The sequence below is a fragment of the Streptomyces sp. NPDC030814 genome, assembly GCF_055572155.1.
The window spans coordinates 459,009-475,756 of the sequence record NZ_JBVIDX010000005.1; the positions used below are offsets into that span (position 1 = coordinate 459,009).

General features: G+C 69.8%; 15 protein-coding genes. 9 read left to right on the top strand and 6 right to left on the bottom strand.

Features of this window, described 5'->3' with window-relative positions; all coding sequences use genetic code 11:
- Positions 1-45: 45 nt before the first annotated feature.
- Together ACZ43N_RS14735 and ACZ43N_RS14740 are read left to right on the top strand one after the other, a co-directional pair.
- Positions 46-879: an ATP-grasp domain-containing protein gene (locus ACZ43N_RS14735; RefSeq protein ID WP_468097648.1), complete on the top strand. Its 834-nt coding sequence runs from the start codon at positions 46-48 to the stop codon at positions 877-879.
- Between the two features lie 271 nt (positions 880-1,150).
- On the top strand, positions 1,151-1,963 hold the full coding sequence (locus ACZ43N_RS14740) for an acyl carrier protein (RefSeq protein ID WP_468097650.1): 813 nt from the start codon (positions 1,151-1,153) through the stop codon (positions 1,961-1,963).
- Positions 1,964-2,040: 77 nt separating this feature from the next.
- Here the strand turns inward: ACZ43N_RS14740 and ACZ43N_RS14745 are convergent, their stop codons facing one another.
- The 3 genes from ACZ43N_RS14745 to ACZ43N_RS14755 form a co-directional block, all read right to left on the bottom strand.
- On the bottom strand, positions 2,041-2,628 hold the full coding sequence (locus ACZ43N_RS14745) for a hypothetical protein (RefSeq protein WP_468097652.1): 588 nt from the start codon (positions 2,626-2,628) through the stop codon (positions 2,041-2,043).
- A 218-nt stretch (positions 2,629-2,846) separates the two neighbouring features.
- A complete protein-coding gene (locus ACZ43N_RS14750; protein WP_468097654.1) occupies positions 2,847-4,415 on the bottom strand; it encodes a glycoside hydrolase family 53 protein in 1,569 nt (522 codons plus the stop codon).
- A gap of 132 nt (positions 4,416-4,547) precedes the next feature.
- Positions 4,548-6,569: a beta-galactosidase gene (locus tag ACZ43N_RS14755; protein ID WP_468097656.1), complete on the bottom strand. Its 2,022-nt coding sequence runs from the start codon at positions 6,567-6,569 to the stop codon at positions 4,548-4,550.
- Between the two features lie 185 nt (positions 6,570-6,754).
- Here ACZ43N_RS14755 and ACZ43N_RS14760 point away from each other — a divergent pair, with 185 nt between their 5' ends.
- The 5 genes from ACZ43N_RS14760 to ACZ43N_RS14780 all read left to right on the top strand — a co-directional run bounded on the left by ACZ43N_RS14760 (position 6,755) and on the right by ACZ43N_RS14780 (position 11,969).
- Complete coding sequence (locus tag ACZ43N_RS14760; protein WP_468097658.1) at positions 6,755-8,077, top strand: extracellular solute-binding protein; 1,323 nt, start codon at positions 6,755-6,757, stop codon at positions 8,075-8,077.
- Positions 8,074-9,009 carry a carbohydrate ABC transporter permease gene (locus ACZ43N_RS14765; RefSeq protein ID WP_468097660.1) on the top strand — a complete coding sequence of 312 codons (936 nt, stop codon included), beginning with the start codon at positions 8,074-8,076 and terminating at the stop codon, positions 9,007-9,009. Before ACZ43N_RS14760 ends, ACZ43N_RS14765 begins: the two co-directional genes overlap by 4 nt.
- Positions 9,006-9,911, top strand: a complete 906-nt coding sequence (locus ACZ43N_RS14770; protein WP_468097662.1) for a carbohydrate ABC transporter permease — start codon at positions 9,006-9,008, stop codon at positions 9,909-9,911. The genes ACZ43N_RS14765 and ACZ43N_RS14770 overlap by 4 nt, the downstream gene beginning before the upstream one ends.
- Positions 9,908-10,939 carry a LacI family DNA-binding transcriptional regulator gene (locus tag ACZ43N_RS14775; protein WP_468097663.1) on the top strand — a complete coding sequence of 344 codons (1,032 nt, stop codon included), beginning with the start codon at positions 9,908-9,910 and terminating at the stop codon, positions 10,937-10,939. The genes ACZ43N_RS14770 and ACZ43N_RS14775 overlap by 4 nt, the downstream gene beginning before the upstream one ends.
- A gap of 229 nt (positions 10,940-11,168) precedes the next feature.
- Positions 11,169-11,969 (top strand): VOC family protein, encoded by an 801-nt coding sequence (locus tag ACZ43N_RS14780; RefSeq protein WP_468097665.1) that lies wholly within the window; start codon positions 11,169-11,171, stop codon positions 11,967-11,969.
- A gap of 13 nt (positions 11,970-11,982) precedes the next feature.
- Here ACZ43N_RS14780 and ACZ43N_RS14785 read toward each other — a convergent pair whose 3' ends face one another.
- The 3 genes from ACZ43N_RS14785 to ACZ43N_RS14795 all read right to left on the bottom strand — a co-directional run bounded on the left by ACZ43N_RS14785 (position 11,983) and on the right by ACZ43N_RS14795 (position 15,437).
- Positions 11,983-12,501 (bottom strand): hypothetical protein, encoded by a 519-nt coding sequence (locus ACZ43N_RS14785; RefSeq protein ID WP_468097666.1) that lies wholly within the window; start codon positions 12,499-12,501, stop codon positions 11,983-11,985.
- 123 nt (positions 12,502-12,624) lie between these two features.
- A complete protein-coding gene (gene glgX / locus ACZ43N_RS14790; protein ID WP_468097668.1) occupies positions 12,625-14,724 on the bottom strand; it encodes a glycogen debranching protein GlgX in 2,100 nt (699 codons plus the stop codon).
- Between the two features lie 122 nt (positions 14,725-14,846).
- Complete coding sequence (locus ACZ43N_RS14795) at positions 14,847-15,437, bottom strand: pep a2 (RefSeq protein WP_468097670.1); 591 nt, start codon at positions 15,435-15,437, stop codon at positions 14,847-14,849.
- Between the two features lie 318 nt (positions 15,438-15,755).
- Here ACZ43N_RS14795 and ACZ43N_RS14800 point away from each other — a divergent pair, with 318 nt between their 5' ends.
- Together ACZ43N_RS14800 and ACZ43N_RS14805 are read left to right on the top strand one after the other, a co-directional pair.
- Positions 15,756-16,052 carry a DUF5133 domain-containing protein gene (locus ACZ43N_RS14800; protein ID WP_468097672.1) on the top strand — a complete coding sequence of 99 codons (297 nt, stop codon included), beginning with the start codon at positions 15,756-15,758 and terminating at the stop codon, positions 16,050-16,052.
- A gap of 58 nt (positions 16,053-16,110) precedes the next feature.
- The coding region (locus ACZ43N_RS14805) for a maltotransferase domain-containing protein (protein ID WP_468097674.1) at positions 16,111-16,748 on the top strand (638 nt) is incomplete at its 3' end.

A 16,748-nucleotide genomic window follows, 5' to 3' on the forward strand; every position in this document is an offset into this window, starting at 1 on the left:
GGGCCTCGGGTTAGGTTGTCCTCCACCGATCGAAGAGGTTGTGCCGTGCCCGCCCGCCCCCGCCTGCTGTACGTGACGGATCTGGCCTACCCGGCTCGCGGCCGGCGCTACGGCGACGAGGACGTCTTCCTCACCTCGCGGTTGCGAGCGGAGTTCGACCTCGCCCTGTGCCACCCCCTGGACGCGGCGGCCCTCATGGACGGCTTCGACGCCGTCGTGGTCCGCAACAGCGGGCCCGTGCTGCACTACCGGCGGGAGTACGACGCCTTCCGCGAGCGGGCGGCGGCGAGCGGCATCCCCGTCTACAACCCGCTGACCGGCCGGGCCGACATGGACGGCAAGCAGTATCTGCTCGACCTCACACGTGCCGGGTTCCCAGTGATCCCCACCGTCGACCGGCCCGAGGACCTCGGCCGGCTGCCCGAGGCCGACGTGTACGTGGCGAAGCCGAGGGCCGGCGCCGACTCGATCGGCCTGCGCTTCGTGCCCGGCGCCGAGCTGGCGGCCCTGAACTGGGACGACGTGCTGGTGCAGCCGCGCGTCGACTTCCGCTACGAGCTGTCGTTCTACTACGTGGACGACACCTTCCAGTACGCCCTGCACGCCCCCGACCCCGAACGGCGCTGGGTCCTGGAGCCTTATCCGCCCACGGAGGCCGACCTGGCCTTCGCGCGGCGGTTCATCGACTGGAACACCCTCGACCACGGCATCCAGCGGGTGGACGCGTGCCGGACCCGGAAGGGCGATCTGCTGCTGGTCGAGTTGGAGGACCTCAACCCCTATCTGTCCCTGGACCGCGTCCCCGAGTCCACCAGGGACGCCTTCGTCGAAGCCATGGCCGGCTCCCTGCACGGTTTCCTGAACGCCGCCAGCCGCTGAACGACCGGAGAGGCCGTACGCCGAGACGCTGGGCGTCCTCCGTCGGGCGACGACGCCGACGGCCGGTCCGGGGTGGCCCGCGGCCGACATCCAGGTGAACTCGCACCCCCTGAAGAACCGCTTCCTGCCACAGCCGTGTAACAGCGGCTCCGCGGCGCAACTCCCGCTCCACCCCGTCGGTCGAACCCGGTGTGTCGCACACCTGCGCCGCGGCTGAACCGGTGCCGCCCGGCGCGACTCCTCCAGTCCCGACCGAACTCGGAGTTGACCCGTGCCCAGCAAGTCCCCGCACACACGGCTCGTCGCCACCGCCGCCCTCCTGCTCACCGCAGGCGTCCTGTCCGCGCCCGCCGCCGCGGCAAAGCCCTCGGGCGCCTCCCCCGGCGACGCCTACGTACTGAACGTGAGCACCAACCCGACCAGCACCGGCTACGACAAACGCCGCGTCGACGTCACCGGCACCGTCACCAAGGCCGACGGCACCCCGGCGCCCAACATCCCCGTCACCGTCCAGGAAGTCATCCGGTTCACCACCTGGAATCCGTGGGGCGACCCGATCGACCCCAATTACTACGAGCCGCGCGACCTGGGCAAGCCGGTCACCGACGCCAACGGCAAGTTCACCATCCGCAACGTGAACATCGACCACATGTCCGGCAGCAGCCTGCTCAACGTCCAGCGCGGCGTGGACATCACGGCCCTCTACGACGAGGACGGCGACCTCAACACCCCACAGGACGGCTACTACGCCGACACCAGTGTGACAACCAAAGCCAAGACCAGCTCCGTCAGTTACAAGGTCAACAAGAAGAAGGTGAAGGCGGGCGACATCCTCACCGTTCAGGGCAAGGTCACCCTCCCCAAGGGGGTCGAGCCCGGGGGCACGGAGGTCTTCCTGCAGACCAACTGGGAGAGCGAGTACGACGTGAGGACGACCACCGAGGACGACGGCTTCTTCGTGATGTCCGTGCGCGTCTCGGGCTATGACGACACGTTCGCGCTGCGCACGGCTCCGAGGGACTTCTACGTGGCGGGCACGCACAAGAGGCTCCCGATCACCAACACCTCGCTGCCGCGTCCGTAGCCGCGGCGCCGGGTCACCACCGCGCACGGTGGTGACCCGTCTCCATTGGGATACGGTCTGACGGGCCCTTCCGGCCGTCAGTTGAAGACGTCCAGGAGGTCCGTCCAGGAGCCGTCGTCGTCCGCCGGGCGGGCCCGCAGCGGACGTGGCTGCGGGTAGGTTTCCGCGGCTGCCCTCGCGCGGACGATGTCCGGTCCCCCGCACGCGGCGACAGCGAAGGCGCCGAAGACCTTGGCGAACGCGGCGGGGTCGTGGAACTCCACGCCGTACGCCCGGCCGTCCTGCAAGGGGACCCACACCACCCGCTCCAACCGTGGCCATTCCAGCACCGGCTGGTCGTCCGCGGTCGACCGCCCCTCCAGCCACAGCCTCGCCACATGCAGCAGGTTCACCTTCTCCATCGGCAGCCGCTTACGCCTCACCCGCAGTTCACGCGTCGTCAGCACGACCCGCTGGTCCTTCTTCGGATACCAGACGACGCCGACCCCGAACGGCACCCACAGCAGGACCCCGATCATCGGCCATACGAGAGCGTCGCCCCACGACCGGAACAGTCCACCGTCCATCAGGTACAGGGCCCCGAAGACCAGCACCCACTTCGTCGTCATCCGCCAGAACCCGGTCCCCTGCCGGTAGAGGACCCGCCGCTTCGTCGTCATCGCCATACCCGCACGCTATCCACCTCCTCACGGCCGCTGACAAAGTGGAGGCGGTTCCTCCCTCCTCCCCCGTCCGCGTATCCCTTACGGCACTTGCCTCTGCATCGTCTTCGTGGTGGCCGCGGTCCCGGCCAGCACGGCCGCCGGCACGCGTCCCCGCCCTCCACGGTGCGAGGGAGGGCGGGCCCGACGCAGCCGAGGACGTCACCGAGACGTCCCTCGTGCTACCGGTGGCTGAACCACGCCATCGCCGGAAGCGCCCTGTCGTCGTAGCCGAACAGCGCCTGGTTCTCCCAGCCGTTCCCGGAGGACGCGTCCGTGGGGTCCCAGCCGTTGCCCGCGACGGCGGTCCACGTGGACTCCCAGTAGAAGACTCCCAGGCCGCGGCCGTTCGGAACGGCCTCGACGATGCTGGCGACGTCCTTCATCCAGCGGGTCTGACCCGTGGTGGTGGCCGGGTAGCCGGACACCAGTTCGCTCGGCACGTCGATGATGTTCTCGTGCGCGTCCTCGCTGTCGAGGCGGAACGGGTAGGCCGTCTCGGCGAGGAAGACCGGCTTGGAGTAGCGGGAGGCCGCGTCGTCGAGGGTGGTCTGGAAGTCGGTGAGGGTGCCGTGCCAGTAGCCGTAGTACGACAGGCCGATGACGTCGAACTTCACGTTGTTGGAGACCGCGTTGTCGAACCACCAGCGGGTGCCGGACAGGTCACCGCCCTTGGCGAGGTGCAGGGCCACCTGTGTGGAGGAGTTCACCGCCTTGACCGCGTCGTAGCCGGAGTTGAGCAGCCCGGCGAGCTGCGACCAGTTGGAGGTGGAGCCGGCGTTCCACAGCATGCCGCCGTTGATCTCATTGCCGACCTGCACCATGTCGGCAATGGTGCCCTGGGACTTCAGGGCGTTCAGGACGTCGTGGGTGTGGTTGTAGACGTCGCTCCTCAACTGGGTGTAGGAGTGGCCTGTCCACGCGGAGGGCACGGTCTGGGCGCCGGGGTCGGCCCAGGTGTCCGAGTAGTGGAAGTCGACCAGCAGCTTCATGCCCTGCGCCTTGATGCGCTTGGCGGCGGCCAGCACCCGCGCCTTGTTGTTGTAGCCGTCGGCGGGGTTCACCCAGACCTTGACGCGCGCCCAGTTCTGACCGGCGCCCTTCAGGATGGCGAGGGCGTCGCCGGCGGTTCCGGAGCTGTTCCTGTAGACGCCGCCCTTGGCCTCGCTCTTGATGAGCGACGACACGTCGGAGCCCTTGATGGACAGGCCCGTCCTGCCGGAGGTGAAGGTCAGGTCGTCGACGTTGAGCCAGTTGCCCGCGTTGGCGTCGGAGTTGACGCTGATGGTGCACTGGTTGTTCGTCACCGCGATCGAGGTGACGATCCGGATCCAGCCGCTGGAGGAGACGGGGATGTCGGTGCGCTGCTCGGCGCTGCCGCAGTTCTTCAGCGCGATGTACGCGGAGTTCTGGCCGCCGCCGGAGCGCACCCACGCGGTGAGCTTGTAGTTTCCGTTGGTCAGCCCGGAAAGGTACTGGTAGGTCTCCACCTTGTAGGCGGACGACGACCAGTGGGAGAGGCGGTAACTGCCGCCGTGGCCACCGGGCTCGGTGAAGGAGGCGGAGTTCTGCCCGGCCGCCGAGTACGTCGACCAGCCGGCCGGGGTCGCGGTGCCCGTGCCGTCGGACTCGAAGCCCCCGTTGGTGAGGGTGGAGGCCGCGTGGGCGGAGGTGGCGGGCACCGTCGTGAGTGCCAGGCCCGCGAACAGCGGTATGAGCAGGGCCCTGAGGGCGCGTCTCGCGTGGAACATCGTCGTCCCTTCGACGAAGGCGGGGACCTGGTCGCGCGGTGCGAGGGCGGCGCCGCACCCGAAGGCCGTGGGCCCGGCGCCGCCTGACCGACCGGACGTCCCCAGGAATCCGGCCGGTGTTCGGGGGGGCGGTCAGGGGTCGAGCCGGATGACCCTGACGCCGCCGGCGGGGACGGCGAGGTGGCCCGCCGCGCGTTCGCCGGTGAGGAGTTCGGTGCCGTCGGTGTCGAGCGGCACCTTCACGTCGAGCACGGTGTGGTTGATCGCGAAGAGGAAGTCGCCGGACTCGCCCGTGCGGCGCACCACTTCGACGTCGCGCGGCAGTTCGGCGCGGGGGGCGATGCCCGCGTCGTCGGCGGCCCAGCCGAGCAGTACGTCGAGGCCGTGCGCGTCGAGGCGGGTCGACACGTACCAGGCGGAACCCTCCCCCAGCCGGTGCCGGGTGACGGCGGGCCGGCCGGCGGTGAGCCCGTCGGCGTACGTCCACACCGTCTCGGCGCCGTCCGGCACCACGAACTCGGTCCACACGTCACCGGTCAGCTCGGAGCCGTCGGGCCCGGTGATCCGTACGCTCTGCCCGGCGAGCAGCGGCGAGAACTCCTCCACCGTCAGACCGAGGACCTCGCGCAGGGCGCCGGGGTAGGGGCCCTCGTGGACGGCGTCGTGCTCGTCGACGATCCCCGAGAAGTACGACACGACGAGGGTGCCTCCACTGTCGACGTATGCCGTGAGGTTGTCCCTCGCCGCTTCCGTCATCAGGTAGAGCGCGGGAACGACGACAAGGGGATAGGCCGACAAGTCGGCTTCCGGATGGGCGAAGTCGACCGTGAGGTGGCGGTCGTAGAGGGCCTCGTAGAAGGCGTCGGCGCGTTCGCGGGCGTCGTGGTCCTCACTGGGGCGCCACAGCAGGTTCTGCGCCCACCAGGAGTGCCAGTCCCACAGGACGGCCACGTCGGCGACGGTGCGGCTGCCGCGGATCTGGCTGAGCGAGTCGAGGGACGCGCCCAGCTCGACGACCTCGCGCCACACCCGCGAGTCGGTGCCTGCCTGCGGCAGCATCGCCGAGTGGAACTTCTCGGCGCCGCGCCGGGACTGCCGCCACTGGAAGAACATGGCGCCGTCGGAGCCGCGCGCCACATGGGCGAGGGAGTTGCGGGCCATCTGCCCGGGAGCCTTGGCGGGGTTGCGGGCCTGCCAGTTGACGCCCGAGGTGGAGTGCTCCAGGAGCAGCCAGGGGGCGCCGCCGGCGACGGACCGGGTGAGGTCGGCGGCCATCGCGAGGTTCACATGGGTGCGGCGGCCGTCGGTGATCAGATAGTGGTCGTTGGTGACGAGGTCGACCTCGCGGCCCCAGGTCCAGTAGTCGATGGAGTCGCACTGGCTGAGGGCGGTCATGAAGTTGGTGGTGACCGGGATGCCGGGCGCGAGGCGGTGCAGGATCTCCCGTTCCATGACGAAGTTCTCGCGGATGGTCTCGTCGGCGAACCGCTTGTAGTCGAGCGCCTGCCCGGGGTTGCCGACGGTGGGTGACACGCGTGGCGGGTTGATCTGCGCGAAGTCGGCGTAGTGCTGGCCCCAGAAGGCGGTGCCCCACGCCACGTTGAGCGCCGCGACATCGCCGTACGTGCGCTCCAGCCAGCGGCGGAAGTGCGCGGCGCACGTGTCGCAGTAGCAGGCGGAGACGGGGACGCCGTACTCGTTGTGCACGTGCCACAGGGCGAGCGCGGGGTGGTCGGCGTAGCGCTCGGCGAGCCTGGTGGTGATGTTCGCTGCGGCGGCGCGGTAGTCGGGGTTGCTGTGACAGATGGCGCCGCGCGAGCCGAACTCGTAGCGGGTGCCGTCGGCGGCCACGGGCAGCGCCTCGGGATGCTCCCGGTAGAACCACACCGGCGGTACGACGGTGGGGGTGCCGAGGTCGGCGCGGATGCCGTGGTTGTGGAGCAGGTCGAGCAGACGGTCGAGCCAGGCGAAGTCGTACACCCCCCGGGAGGTCTCCAACAGGGCCCAGGAGAAGATGCCGACGCTGACCATGGTGACGCCCGCCTCGCGCATCAGCCGCATGTCCTCGTGCCAGACGGTTTCCGGCCACTGCTCCGGGTTGTAGTCCCCACCGAAGGCGAGCCTGGCGAGGCCCGTGGGGGTGGTCTCCGGCATGGATCTCTCCCGTTTTGTCGATCATTTGGGAACGTGCACACACAAGGGCACCGCTGTCGGCCCAACATAACCGCACAGCAACAACCATTGACAAGTGTCCAGGATGTTTCTCTACTGTGAACGCTCACAGAAGCATGGCACGGTCTTCGCACCAGGTGAGGACCCAGGTCAGGGGAGAAACATCCATGCCCAACATCACGAAGCACCGGCGCTTTGTGGCCACTGCCGTCGCCGTGACGCTCGGCGCGACCACACTGGCCGCCTGCGGCGGGTCCGACGACGACGGCGAAGCCCAGTCGGGGCCGGCGAAGCTGACGTACTGGACCTGGACGCCGGGCATGGACAAGGTCGTGGACCTGTGGAACAAGGGTCCCGGCAAGGAGCAGCAGATCACCGTCACGGTGAAGAAGCAGGCGTCCGGCGACACCCTCGTGACCAAGATCCTCACCGCGCACAAGGCGGGCAAGGGCCCCGACCTGGTGCAGGCCGAGTATCAGGCGCTGCCGACGCTGGTCAGCAATGACGCGGTCGCCGACATGGCGAAGGAGGCGGGCGACGCGAAGGGCAAGTTCACCGACGGTGTCTGGCAGCAGACGACGCTGGGCTCGGACGCGGTGTACGCGATCCCGCAGGACATCGGGCCGATGATGTTCTACTACCGCGAGGACCTGTTCAAGAAGTACGGCCTGACCGTGCCGAAGACCTGGGACGAGTTCGCCGAGACCGCGCGGAAGCTGAAGAAGGAGGAGCCGGACGTCGATCTGACCACCTTCTCCGCGAACGACTCGGGCCTCTTCGCCGGTCTCGCCCAGCAGGCGGGCGCGAAGTGGTGGACCACCGAGGGCCAGAAGTGGAAGGTCGGCATCGACGACGAGGCGACGCGGAAGGTCGCCGATTTCTGGGGCGGTCTGGTCGAGGAGGGCGCCATCGACAACCAGCCGATGTACACCCCGGCCTGGAACAAGGCACTCAACACCGGCAAGCAGATCGCCTGGGTCAGCGCCGTGTGGGCGCCGGGCACCCTGACCACGGCCGCGCCCGACACGAAGGGCAAGTGGAAGATGGCCCCGCTGCCGCAGTGGTCCGACTCCGAGAACGTCACCGGCAGCTGGGGCGGTTCCTCGACCGCCGTCACCACCGACTCGAAGCACAAGGGCGCCGCCGCGAAGTTCGCCGCCTGGCTGAACACCGACCCCGAGGCCCTCACCGCGCTCGCGAAGGAGGGCGGCATCTACCCGGCCGCCACGACCGCGCAGACCAGTGACGCGTTCGCCCAGCCGCCGGCGTTCTTCTCCAACCAGACGGACTTCTACACCGCTGCCTCCGAGATCGCGAAGACCACGGCGCCCTCCGCCTGGGGCCCGAACGTGAACGTCGCGTACACCACCTTCAAGGACGCCTTCGGCGCCGCCGCCAAGGACAAGTCGGACTTCGGTGCCGCCCTGAAGAAGATGCAGGACGACACGGTCGCCGACATGAAGAAGCAGGGCTTCGAGGTCTCCGAGTGACCAGCGCACGCCGGAAGTCGTACGGGGTCAAGGGGGCCCCGTATGCCTTCCTCCTCCCGGCAACGATCCTCTTCGCGCTGTTCTTCGCGCTGCCCATCGGCTACGCGGTCTGGCTCAGCCTGCACAAGGTGCAGGTCAAGGGGCTGGGCCTGGGCTCGGGCGCCCGGCAGGAGGTGTGGGCGGGGCTGGAGAACTACACCGACGCCCTCAGCGACTCCGAGTTCCTCGACGGCGCGCTGCGCGTGCTGGGCTACGGCATGATCGTCGTGCCCGTCATGCTCGGCCTGGCGCTGGTCCTCGCCCTGATGCTGGACAGCGACAAGGTGCGGCTCGCCCCGTTCACCCGGCTCGCGATCTTCCTGCCGTACGCGGTCCCGGGTGTCGTGGCGGCCCTCCTGTGGGGCTTCCTCTACCTCCCGGACGTCAGCCCCTTCCACTTCGTGCTCGACAGGCTGGGCCTGCCGCAGCCGGAGCTGCTGGACGGCGGCGGCCTTTACGTGGCGCTGTCGAACATCGCCGTGTGGGGCGGCACCGGCTTCAACATGATCGTCATCTACACCTCGCTCCAGGCGATCCCCGCCGAGGTGTACGAGGCGGCGAAGCTGGACGGCGCCACGCCGCTGCAGATCGCCCTGCGCATCAAGATCCCGATGGTGGCGCCCTCGCTGGTGCTGACCTTCTTCTTCTCGATCATCGCCACACTCCAGGTGTTCAGCGAGCCGACCACCCTCAAACCCCTCACCAACGCGGTGTCCACGACATGGAGTCCGCTGATGAAGGTGTACGTGGACGCCTTCGGCAAGGGTGACATCCACGGGGCGGCCGCCGGCGCGGTGGTGATCGCCCTGGCCACGCTGGTGGTGTCGTTCGGCTTCCTCAGGGCCGCGAACTCCCGGAACAAGCGGGACGTCAGTCAAGGAGCCGCACGATGAGTTCTCTTGCCGTCCGCAAGACCGCCCCGGCCGCCGGCACCACGCCCGGCACCGCACAGGGGCCCCCGCTGCGCCACCGGATCGCGCTCGTCCCGACGCTGACCCTGCTGCTGGGAGCGCTGTACTGTCTCCTGCCGGTCGCCTGGGTCGTGATCGCGGCCACCAAGTCCGGCAGCGAACTGTTCTCCACCTTCACCTTCCTCCCGGGCACCGGCCTCGCGGAGAACCTGTCCGACCTGAACGCCTACCGCGACGGCGTCTACTGGCAGTGGATGGGCAATTCCGCGCTGTACGCGGGCCTCGGCGCCCTGCTGTCCACCGCCGTCTCCGCGATCAGCGGCTACGCGCTGGCGATCTACCGGTTCAGGGGCCGCGAGGCCGTGTTCAGCGTCCTGCTGGCGGGGGTGCTGATGCCGCCGGTGATCCTGGCGATCCCGCAGTACCTGCTGCTGGCGAAGGTGGACCTCGCGGACACGTACTGGTCGGTGCTGCTGCCGCTGGTGCTGTCCCCGTACGGCGTCTATCTGTCGCGGATCCACGCCGCCGCCGCGGTCCCCGCGGACGTCGTGGAGGCCGGGCGGGTGGACGGGGCGGGCGAGTGGCGGATCTTCACCCGGATCGCGCTGCCGATGATGGTGCCGGGTCTGGTGACGGTCTTCCTGTTCCAGTTCGTGGCCGTGTGGAACAACTTCCTGCTGCCGTACATCATGCTCAGCGACGACGAGAAGTTCCCGATCACCCTCGGCCTGTTCACGCTCCTGGAACAGGGAGCCAACACCCCAGCGCTGTACACGCTGGTGATCACGGGCGCGCTGCTCGCAGTGATCCCGCTGATCGCGCTCTTCCTGGTCGTCCAGCGGTTCTGGAGCCTCGATCTGCTGTCCGGGGCCGTAAAGTCATGACCATGAGCAACACGGGGGGCAGGCGCAAACCGCCGACCATTCACGACGTGGCCCGGGTGGCGGGGGTCTCCCGGGGCACCGTGTCGCGGGTGCTCAACGGCGGTCACTACGTCAGCCCGGCGGCGCAGGAAGCGGTGAACGCGGCGATCCGCAAGACGGGTTACGTCGTCAACCGGCATGCCCGCTCGCTGATCACGGGCCGCTCCGACTCGGTCGGCTTCCTGCTCACGGAACCGCAGGAGAAGCTCTTCGAGGACCCCAACTTCAACGTCCTGCTGCGGGGTTGCACCCAAGCACTGGCCGCGCACGACATCCCCCTGCTGCTGATGGTGGCGGGCACGGAGGACGAGCGGCGCCGGATCATGCGGTACATCACGGCGGGCCATGTCGACGGGGTGCTGCTGGTGTCCAGCCACTCCGGCGACCCCGTCGCCGAGCAGCTCCGCGACGCGGGAGTGCCCCTCGTCCAGTGCGGCAAGCCCATGGGGCTCGGATCCAAGGTGAGCTATGTGACGGCGGACGACCGGGACGGCGCCCGGGACATGGTGCGCCATCTGCTGTCGCTGGGCCGCCGCCGCATCGGCATGGTCACCGGACCGCTGGACACACCGGGCGGCGTGGACCGGCTCGCCGGTTACAAAGAGGTGCTCACCGAGGCGGGCGTCGAGATCGACGAGCGGCTGATCGTCTCCGGCGACTACAGCCGGGCCGGCGGTGAGGCGGGCGCCGAACGGCTGCTGGCGCAGGCACCGGACATGGACGCGGTGTTCGTGGCGTCCGACCTGATGGCGCAGGGCGCGCTGACGGCGCTGCGCCGGGCGGGCCGCAGGGTGCCGGAGGACGTGTCCGTGGGCGGGTTCGACGACTCGGCCGCCGCGACGGAGTCCGTGCCCGCCCTCACCACGATCCGCCAGCCCTACGACCGCATCAGCAACGAGATGGTGCGGGTGCTGCTGGCGCAGATAGGCGGCGAGGACCCGGCCGCGGTGATACTCCCGACGGAGCTGGTGCGGCGGGAGTCGACCTGACCCCCGCCGACGCCCCGGCGCTGGTGAGGGACGCGTGGGCAGGAGTGCCTCGGCGGCGTCGGGGTAACAGCACGGCACACCGGTCATCACCCGAACAGTCGTCCGCGATTGCCGGCGACCGGGGTCGCAGCGCCACACGGAGGTACTCGGCGGGCGCCGACCCCGGTTCTGGTTGGACACTGGAGTGCGGCCGGTGTGTGCCGGTGGACTCGACCAGGACGCGACTGCCATGAACAGCGAGACGAAACCCAGGGGCACGGCGAGTGTCGTGTCCACCCGATCCGTATGCGGAGCACCCTGCTGGGTGAGCCTCACCAGCCGGGACCTGCCGGCCACGGAGGACTTCTACGAAGCCGTGCTGGGCTGGAAATGGCGCACGGCCAAGCTCGGCGACCACTTCAGGATCGCGCTGGCGGACGGTGTGCCGGTCGCGGGGATCGCCGGAGTGGCGACCCTGTGGCAGATGGCGGTCGCCTGGACGCCCTACTTCGCCGTGTCCGACGCGGACGCCGCCGCCTCCCGGGCCCGGGAGCGCGGCGGCACGGTCGCGGTCGGGCCGCTGTCCTTCCCGCCCGGCCGGGCGGCCCTGCTGGCCGACCGCCACGGGGCGACGTTCGGTATCTGGGAGGGCGAGCTCTTCACGGACTGGGAGGCCTGGCGCCGGGCCGCCCCCGCCTTCGTCCGCCTCCACACCCGGGACGCCTTCGACGCGGCGATCTTCTACGGCGAGGTCCTGGAGTGGGCCTCCGAGAAGCCGGGCTGCTGCGAGGTCCGCTACGAGGCGAACGAGGTCGTCCTGCGCAGCCAGGGCGACGTCGTCGCCCGCATCACCTCCGGGGCCCTGGAGGCGGCGCCCGACCCCACGATCCGGCCGCACTGGCAGATCCACTTCTCGGTCTCCGACGTGGCCGCCTGTGTCGAGGCCGCCCAGCACCACGGCGGCACCGTCCTCACCCAGGGCACGGACGAGGCGGTGCTGCGCGACCCGGACGGCGCCCAGTTCACGATCACCTCACGTCGCAAGCGTTGACCGCCACGGCCACCTACCGGACGACGGGCTGCCGTACGGACGAATAGAGGTACTGCCTGTCACCCAGCGGCTGGTCCGCCACGTGCCCCCGCCACAGCACCAGGCCGTGACGCCGCTCCCAGCGCGCGGCATACGCTCCCTTGACGACTCGCTCCGGCACGAGCACGAGTGGCCAGAAGGCGACCACGGGCTCCCACATCAGGGCGATGAACAGGCATCCCACCACCATGAAGATCACGAAGCCCCCGGCGAAGCTGTGGCGCCAGGACTGTTGCGGCGTCGGTAGCACCGCGTCCGGATCCGCCAGGGGAACGGCGTTCTCGAAGTCGCGTTTCTCACCGCCCAGCCGGCCCACGACACAGGACAGCAGTCCGAACAGCGCCAGGAACGCCGCGAGGGCCGCTGCCGCCCTCCAGACCTCGGCGTCGGGCATCGGCAGGCCACGCACGACGAACACCACGGGCACGGTCACCACCATGACGGCCGCCGCCTCGGCGACCGTCACCAACTGGTGGTGGACGTATCTGACCACGCTGTCCCCCTCCGCACCCGCCTCCCCCGGCCAGGCGCCAGCCCCACTGTGCACGCGCTTTCGGCCGCGGAACACGGCTCGACCGGGACGAGTCCGGACTGTCGGCCGACGTTCACCCCTCGTTCACACCGCCTTGGAAGGTCTCGACAGCAGCACCAGGCCACGGGCTTCGACATGGACCTCCGCACCTGCCTTGTACTCCGTCTCGTCCGGGGCGCCGTCCGGCTCGGCGGCGGTGTCGACCCGGGTGGTCCAGCGCTCGCCGTAGGCGGTGCCCGGGAGGCGGAAGGTGGCGGGCTCCCAGTGGCTGTTCAGCAGCAGCAGGAAGGAGTCGTCCACGACGGGCTTGCCGTACGGGTCCGGTTCGGCGATGGCGTCGCCGTTGAGGAACACGGCGACGCAGTGGGCGTCGGAGCGTGCCCAGTCCTCGTCGGTCATCTCGCGGGCGTCCGGCCGCAGCCACACCAGGTCGGGCAGCGGCTGGTCCTCGCAGGTGGCGGTGTCTCCGCGGAAGAACCGGCGGCGGCGCAGGACCGGGTGGGCGGCGCGCAGGGCGATCAACTGCCGGGTGAAGTCGAGCAGCGCGCGCTGCTCGTCGTCGAGCCGCCAGTCGATCCAGGAGACCTCGTTGTCCTGGCAGTAGGCGTTGTTGTTGCCCTTCTGGGTGCGGCCCAGTTCGTCGCCGTGGCACAGCATCGGGATGCCCTGGGAGAGCAGCAGGGTGGACAGCAGGTTGCGCTGCTGACGGGCGCGGAGCGTGAGGACGCGGGGGTCGTCCGTCTCGCCCTCGGCGCCGCAGTTCCAGGAGCGGTTGACGCTTTCGCCGTCCCGGTTGCCCTCGCCGTTGGCCTCGTTGTGCTTGTCGTTGTACGAGACGAGGTCGCGGAGGGTGAAACCGTCGTGCGCGGTCACGAAGTTGACGCTGGCGCGCGGCCGGCGCCGGCTGTGTTCGTACAGGTCGGAGGAGCCGGTCAGCCGCAGGGCGACCTCGCCGAGCATGCCGGGCCGGCCACGCCAGAAGTCGCGTACGGCGTCCCGGTACTTGCCGTTCCACTCCGACCACAGCGGCGGGAAGTTGCCCACCTGGTAGCCGCCCTCGCCGACGTCCCAGGGTTCGGCGATCAGTTTGACGCGGCTGATCACCGGGTCCTGCTGGATGAGGTCGAAGAACGCCGACAGCCGGTCCACCTCGTGGAACTGGCGGGCCAGTGTCGCCGCCAGGTCGAAGCGGAAGCCGTCCACGTGCATCTCGGTGACCCAGTACCGCAGCGAGTCCATGATCAGCTGGAGGACGTACGGGTGCCGCATCAGCAGGCTGTTGCCGGTGCCGGTGGTGTCGTAGTAGTGCTCCCAGTCGCCGTCCACCAGCCGGTAGTAGGAGGCGTTGTCGATGCCTCGGAAGGAGAGGGTGGGGCCCTTCTCGTTGCCCTCGGCGGTGTGGTTGTAGACCACGTCGAGGATCACTTCGAGACCGGCCGCGTGCAGCGCCTTGACCATCGACTTGAACTCGGTGACCTGTTGGCCGCGGGTGCCGTGGGCGGCGTAGCCGTTGTGGGGCGCGAAGAAGCCGATGGTGTTGTAGCCCCAGTAGTTGGTGAGACCCCGGTCCTGGAGCACGCCGTCCTGCGCGAACTGGTGCACCGGCATCAGCTCGATCGCCGTCACGCCCAGCGAGGTGAGGTGCTCGATGACCGCGGGGTGCGCCAACCCGGCGTAGGTACCGCGCAGTTCGGCGGGGACCTCGGGGTGGGTGCGGGTGAGCCCCCGGACGTGCGCCTCGTAGATCACGGTGTCGGCGTACGGCCGGTGGGGCCGGCGGTCGTCGCCCCAGTCGAAGTAGGGGTCGGTGACCACGCCGAGCATGGTGTGTCCCGCGCTGTCGGTGGTGCGGTCGTACAGCGAGGGGTGGTTGTCCACCTGCCCGTCCACGGCCCGGGTGTACGGGTCGAGCAGCAGCTTCGCGGGGTTGCAGCGGTGTCCGGCGGCCGGGTGCCAGGGGCCGTGCACGCGGTAGCCGTAGCGCTGTCCCGGTCCGATGCCGGGGAGGTGGCCGTGCCAGACGAAGCCGTCGACCTCGGTGAGCGGGATGGTGCGATGGCCGCCGTCGTCGTCCACGAGGACCAGGTCGACCCCTTCGGCTACCTCGCTGAACAGCGCGAAGTTGGTGCCCGTGCCGTCGTAGGACGCGCCGAGCGGGTAGGGCTGCCCGCTCCACACGGACACCGGCCTGCGCGACGGCGACCGCGCGGGCGGCGCCTTGTCCGCCCGCGCGTTCTCCTTGCCGACCGGGCGAGCGGATCCGCTTGCACCGGATCGCGCACGCCCGTTCCTCTTCTTCCGGCCCGTCACCGCGCGGCGTCGCAGGCGCTCGACACGGTGGACACGGTCGACACCGGGCTCGTCGGCCGATTCGTGGCCGCGGCCACGGCGGTGTCCGGCACCTCGACCGGCGCGTCGCTCAGCGGGCCGGCGAGGGCGGAGACCCGTACCTCGCGCGGCACCTGGAGGACCTCGCGCAGGCTCGGCGAGGGGGCGGTGGGGACGAGGGGGACGCTTTCGTCGACGGGGGCCCGCTGGGTGAACCAGATGACCGTGCTGCCGGTGTCCGTGGCGCAGCAGCCCCAGCCGTCGCTGAGCGCGGCGATGCGGGTCAGGCAGGGGCGGAGCTCCCGGTCGGGGCGCAGTTCACGGTCGTTCTCCGCGATCGCAGCGATGAGGTGCTGCCCGTTCCACCACATCTCGACCGAGGTGTTCTTGTCCGACGCGTGCTCGTCGATCGCGCGCAGCAGCAGTTCGGCACTGTGGCAGACGGGTTCGACGAGGGTCTCCAGGTCCCAGAACCGGAGGTGCGCGGCCAGGATGCGCCTGACCTGTCCGACCCGTTCCGGACTGACTTCCACGTCGAGGTGGTAGTAGCGAGGCACTGCGGTCTTCATCGTCGTTGGCTCCTCACCGGCGAAGCTCCCGCCCCGCTCCGTTCCTGGGGGAACGAGCCCCGGGACAGTCCTGGCGGGACGGTTCCGGGCCACGGAGCGTGAGCACCGATCACTTCTGAGTCAGCTCCCAGCGTGGGGCTGCTACGCCATTCGTGCAACACGAGCGACCCCTGAGGTAGTTGAAGACCCAACAGGACGCTTTGTCATCACCCGTGCACCATGAGTGAAGGCACCGGCTCCCCATGCGTCGGTGCTCCTCAGTGCACGACCTCCCCCGGGAAGCGTGCTCCACCGAGAGTGCCGGGAGGTGATCGGCACATGTTGCTGCCCGCCAAGAACGAGGTGGCCAGACAACTGCGGCGCTACCGCATGTGGGAACGCGTGACGCTCGCGGCACCCGCGGACAGGGCCGCCCGGGACCATTTCGAGGACTCGGGCTACACGCTGTGCGTGCTGATGGGCAAGCGATGCGCCCGGGAGGCCGTGGCCGCGGCCGAGCACTATCTCCGGACGACCCTGCCCGCGTACCTCCAGGCGCAGACCGGCCAGGCCCGCGGGACCCGCGCCGTGCCCCACGGTCCCCCGTCCGAGCGGCGTTCCGCCGCAGGCCAGTAGGACATCGCGGCACCCGTTCGGCGCATTTCCCGTTCCGAGTTCGGCGGAGGTGAGACCCATGAGCCAGACCCCGGCCATCGGCCGTATCCCCATCAGGGACGTCCGCCCGCTCGTCGAGTGCGGCAGGCGTCCCGCGAAAGCGGTGGTGGGAGAGACCTTCGAGGTCACCGCGACGCTCTTCCGGGAAGGACACGGCGTCATCGCGGCCAATGTGGTCCTGAAGGACCCGGAGGGCCGCCCGGCACCGTGGACGCCGATGCGGGAACTCGGATCCGGGACCGACCGGTGGGGTGCCTGGGTCACTCCGACGTCGGTGGGCCGGTGGACCTACCGGGTCGAGGCCTGGAGCGACCCGGTCACCACCTGGCGCCGGATCGCGCACATCAAGATTCCCGCCGGCATCGACACGGAGCTGGTCCTGGAGGAGGGCGCCGAGTTGTACGAGCGCGCCGCCGCCGGGGTCCCGGAGGCGGACACGCACGCCGTCCTGCTGACCGCCGCGCGAAGGCTGCGGGACGACGCGCTGCCGGTCACGGAGCGCTTTGCGGCGGCGTTGGCGCCGGAGGTGGACGAGGTGCTGGCCCGGCATCCGCTGCGGGAACTGGTCACCTCCTCCGACCCGCTGCCGCTGCTGGTGGAACGCGAACGGGCCCTGTTCGGCTCCTGGTACGAGTTCTTCCCCCGCTCCGAGGGCAC

Bases quoted from the DNA above. Each gene is read 5' to 3' on its own strand.
- ACZ43N_RS14770 (WP_468097662.1), top strand. From the start codon at position 9,006: ATGAGTTCTCTTGCCGTCCGCAAGACCGCCCCGGCCGCCGGCACCACG.
- ACZ43N_RS14800 (WP_468097672.1), top strand. From the start codon at position 15,756: ATGTTGCTGCCCGCCAAGAACGAGGTGGCCAGACAACTGCGGCGCTAC.
- ACZ43N_RS14750 (WP_468097654.1), bottom strand. From the start codon at position 4,415: ATGTTCCACGCGAGACGCGCCCTCAGGGCCCTGCTCATACCGCTGTTC.
- ACZ43N_RS14795 (WP_468097670.1), bottom strand. From the start codon at position 15,437: ATGAAGACCGCAGTGCCTCGCTACTACCACCTCGACGTGGAAGTCAGT.
- ACZ43N_RS14760 (WP_468097658.1), top strand. From the start codon at position 6,755: ATGCCCAACATCACGAAGCACCGGCGCTTTGTGGCCACTGCCGTCGCC.
- ACZ43N_RS14775 (WP_468097663.1), top strand. From the start codon at position 9,908: ATGACCATGAGCAACACGGGGGGCAGGCGCAAACCGCCGACCATTCAC.
- ACZ43N_RS14745 (WP_468097652.1), bottom strand. From the start codon at position 2,628: ATGGCGATGACGACGAAGCGGCGGGTCCTCTACCGGCAGGGGACCGGG.
- ACZ43N_RS14780 (WP_468097665.1), top strand. From the start codon at position 11,169: ATGAACAGCGAGACGAAACCCAGGGGCACGGCGAGTGTCGTGTCCACC.
- ACZ43N_RS14755 (WP_468097656.1), bottom strand. From the start codon at position 6,569: ATGCCGGAGACCACCCCCACGGGCCTCGCCAGGCTCGCCTTCGGTGGG.